The 3,367-nt window shown below is 59.2% G+C and carries 4 protein-coding genes and 1 pseudogene; 4 read left to right on the forward strand and 1 reads right to left on the reverse strand.

Translation table 11 applies throughout. From position 1 onward, the window contains the following. Positions 1-167 precede the first annotated feature (167 nt). From AC1D35_RS35140 to AC1D35_RS35155, 4 genes and pseudogenes are all read left to right on the forward strand, one after another. Entirely contained in the window at positions 168-1,523 is a 1,356-nt protein-coding gene (locus tag AC1D35_RS35140) for a chloride channel protein (RefSeq protein ID WP_446983687.1), read from the forward strand. Between the two features lie 173 nt (positions 1,524-1,696). Next, positions 1,697-1,960, forward strand: a complete 264-nt coding sequence (locus AC1D35_RS35145) for a hypothetical protein (protein ID WP_446983686.1) — start codon at positions 1,697-1,699, stop codon at positions 1,958-1,960. Positions 1,961-2,116: 156 nt separating this feature from the next. Next, a complete protein-coding gene (locus AC1D35_RS35150) occupies positions 2,117-2,455 on the forward strand; it encodes an antibiotic biosynthesis monooxygenase family protein (RefSeq protein WP_446983685.1) in 339 nt (112 codons plus the stop codon). Positions 2,456-2,570: 115 nt separating this feature from the next. Further along, positions 2,571-2,666: pseudogene (locus tag AC1D35_RS35155) on the forward strand (IS6 family transposase); the annotation flags it as partial. Between the two features lie 143 nt (positions 2,667-2,809). Here AC1D35_RS35155 and AC1D35_RS35160 read toward each other — a convergent pair. Continuing rightward, positions 2,810-3,367 (reverse strand): hypothetical protein (locus AC1D35_RS35160; RefSeq protein WP_477942536.1); only part of this gene is annotated, 558 nt, incomplete at its 5' end.

The following is a 3,367-nucleotide window of genomic DNA, read 5'->3' on the forward strand; positions in this document are numbered from 1 at the left end:
GCCCAAGGGACGGCAGTCCAATTCCGAATGCGCTGAACATAGCGTCCTCCATCCTTCGACATAAAGCGATCCTACCCCAATCCAGTACCTTTTCAATTGAGGGGATGATCTTCGCGCGCGTTTGGGGTTAGAAGGCTTCATATCCTGCGTCACGTATCGAGTCCGTCATGCCAAGCCGTTATCGCTATTCCAAGCTCCTTCGCCGTTCCCGCGTGATCTGGGGTTCGTTTTCGCTCTGGAAGCCGAGGATGGTGTTCTGGTGCGGGGCGCTCGCGATTGGCGTGATAAGCGTCGGCTTCGCCAAGCTTGCCGATCTGGCGCAGAACGCATTCGGATCCCTCACCTCTTCCGGTGAATGGGCGTTTCTGCTGCCACTGGTGCTGACACCCGCGGGCTTCATCCTGTCGGCCTATCTGGCGGCGACGCTGTTTCCGAATTCGGGAGGTAGCGGCATTCCGCAGGCAATCGCCGCCCGGCACTTGCACGACGCAGAAGACCGGACTCGGCTGCTGTCGCTGAAGATCGCCTTCGGCAAGATCGTGCTGACGGTGCTCGGACTGTTTTCCGGCGCCTCGATCGGCCGCGAGGGGCCGACGGTGCAGGTCGGCGCGTCGATCATGCTTGCCGTCGCCCGCTTTGGCGGCATGGCGCAGGCACGCGGGTTGATCCTTGCAGGTTCGGCGGCGGGTATCGCTGCCGCTTTCAACACGCCGCTTGCCGGTATCGTCTTTGCGATCGAGGAAATGAGCCGCACCTATGAATCGCGCGCCAACGGGCTGGTGCTGACCGCCGTCATCCTCTCGGGCCTGGCGGCGCTCGGGCTTTCCGGCAGCTACAATTATTTCGGCATGGCGTCTGCTGCCCCAACCGAGCTTCGCGACTGGGGATTGGTTCTGATCTGCGGTGTCGGCGGCGGCGCTCTGGGTGCCGCCTTCAGCGGCTTTGCACTGCATTTCGGCCAAAAGATCCGCCGCTGGGCGCAACCGCAACCACTCAAACGCATGCTGGCGCTTGCGGGCGTGTGCGGGCTGGCAATCGCGGTCATCGGCGTCGCATCTGGCGGCACGACCTTCGGCACCGGGTATGAGCAGGCGCGCGGCGCCGTCGAAGGCAACGCCCTGCCCCTGCTGTTCTTCCTCGAGAAGCTTGCAGCCAGCTTCCTCTCGATGCTCTCAGGCATTCCAGGCGGCATCTTCGCGCCGTCGCTTGCCGTCGGCGCCGGTTTCGGCAGCACCATCGGCTCTCTGCTCGGCACCAGCATCGCGCTGGCAGCGATCCTTGGCATGGCTGGCTATTTCGCGGGCGTTGTACAGGCACCGATGACGGCATTCGTCATCATCCTGGAAATGACCGGCGACCATCAGGCCGTCATCCCGATCATGGCGGTGTCGATGATCGGCTATGTAACCTCGCGCATCCTTTCACGCGAGCCGCTCTATCACGGCCTGTCGCGCGTCTTCATCGCGGCGGCGATCCGGGCGCGCCGCGCGGCGGAGAAGGAACCGGAATCAACTCGAACTTGACCAAGACCGCCAACGACAATGGGCGATTATCTTACTGACCGGTATTCACCGCTATTATTCTCAACGGAAATTATGCGACTAACCGGCCCAGTTGTGCGTGGAAACCAGCAGATCAAAATCGCGAGGTCGATAGCAGCGCTGTAGCAGTTGCTCACATTGGCGCAATAACCCTGTTGGATGGCATAACGGGCAGCGTTGGCTTCAATCAGTTTAGCTTCTTCAAGATGAAGCTGTCGATTGAAGCTCTCTGCGTCGAGCGCAGTGGCAGCTCCCTGCTTGCCGCCGACTACGCCGACAACGCCAAAAAGTCCCGGCGGCAAGCAGCAAAAAGCCCCGCATCACCTGCGAGGCTTTCTGACGGTTTTTCGCTGAGGCGAATTACAGACGGTTCACGCTATCCCCGCTCGCGCTCGGCAGCGATCTGTTCGGCCGTGTAATTTTCTTCATTGGTATTTCCTCCTATTTGGATGAAGCGGAAACGCTCGTTCTCGATACGCTGGAAGCCTGGTGGTCTTCCGACTTCGGGGACCTAACGTGCTTGCTCATGCGTTCCAAACGACCATATCCTTGCGGAATCGAAGAGGACGTGATCCATGACCACCGCAACAATAGCCCGAGTGTGGCGCGGCCGAACCCGACGGGAAATTGCTGACGAATACGAACAATATCTGAAGGCTGAGGGCACCCCGCGCCTGTTGCAAAATACCCTTGGTTTTCAGCTCTTAAGGGAGGATCTCGATACTGAGACGTGGTTCGCGACGACATCGTATTGGCCGGATATCGAATCCATGACGGCATTCACGAAAGGCAATCCTACCAAGATGCACCACCCCAAGAGAGATGCCGAATATCTGACCGAGCCGCCGGAGGGGATCGCCATACATACGATTCTTATTGATCGGCATCCGTCAGGCAGAAACGAACGAAACTAACTGTTCCAGGCGTCGTTCTGCGGCACCGCGTCCAGGACGCCATCGTAAGCCCGGCATTTCGCAGCATATTTCTTCGGCGATCAGGGACGTGGGCTGCAGGCAGACTGCTGGGTTCATTCCCCGCCACGATATTCCATCCGCCCACCATCGAGAATTGCGAGCCACCGCCATACAATTATGGTCCGATATCGCTCGCCTTGACGCCAACTGAACGAAGGCGACGCGCCGGCTTTAATGCCTGAGCGCGTTAACTTTACGATGCCCATCCGGCAGACTGGCAACCCAGCGGCCTGATCAGTGTCCGCCCTCAAGGGCGCACTCCAAACGGCGTCCAATAGGCAGGCCGAAACGCACTCAGACTGTGTTCATTTCTCGAAGTTCTGTAATGAATTGCTGCGGCCTCAGCCAGATGCTGGGCGTCTTGTAGCCCATGTGGCGCGCGATCTCGCCAACCCAATTGTTGCAATTGTCGACCGACGCTTGCCAGAAATGGGAGTTCGCTTGCTGCTCGCGGATAAAAGCGACAACGCCGCTGTATTCGTCGTCCGTGAGCATCACCCGCCAGCTTGCCGACCTGTACTGCTCTTCCAGATCGCCGTCGGTCTGCCCGGTCGTGGCCGGAACCGGTATGAAATGTCCCATGACGTAGGGCGCGGCATCCGGCGAGGCAGGGGCAAGGCCAGCAACCTCGGGATCGATCATATTTCCGTTCGCGTCCACACGCCCGAAAACGACGTAAGTATGCCCATAGGTCAGTGCGTAACGCGAGCGAAACTCGATGAAGTGGGTGTCGGCATTGGCCTGAGCCGTGCCGGTAGTTTTCTGGCCGCGGCTATTGGTCGTGAAATGTGGTTGGGGACTTTTATCTTCCGTCTGGCACGAAGATATCGCAAATACCGACAGGATAACGAG

The organism is Rhizobium sp. P1_E6, assembly GCF_056405875.1.

Coding starts and splice junctions, on each gene's coding strand:
- AC1D35_RS35150 (WP_446983685.1), top strand. CDS start 2,117: ATGACCACCGCAACAATAGCCCGAGTGTGGCGCGGCCGAACCCGACGG.
- AC1D35_RS35140 (WP_446983687.1), top strand. CDS start 168: ATGCCAAGCCGTTATCGCTATTCCAAGCTCCTTCGCCGTTCCCGCGTG.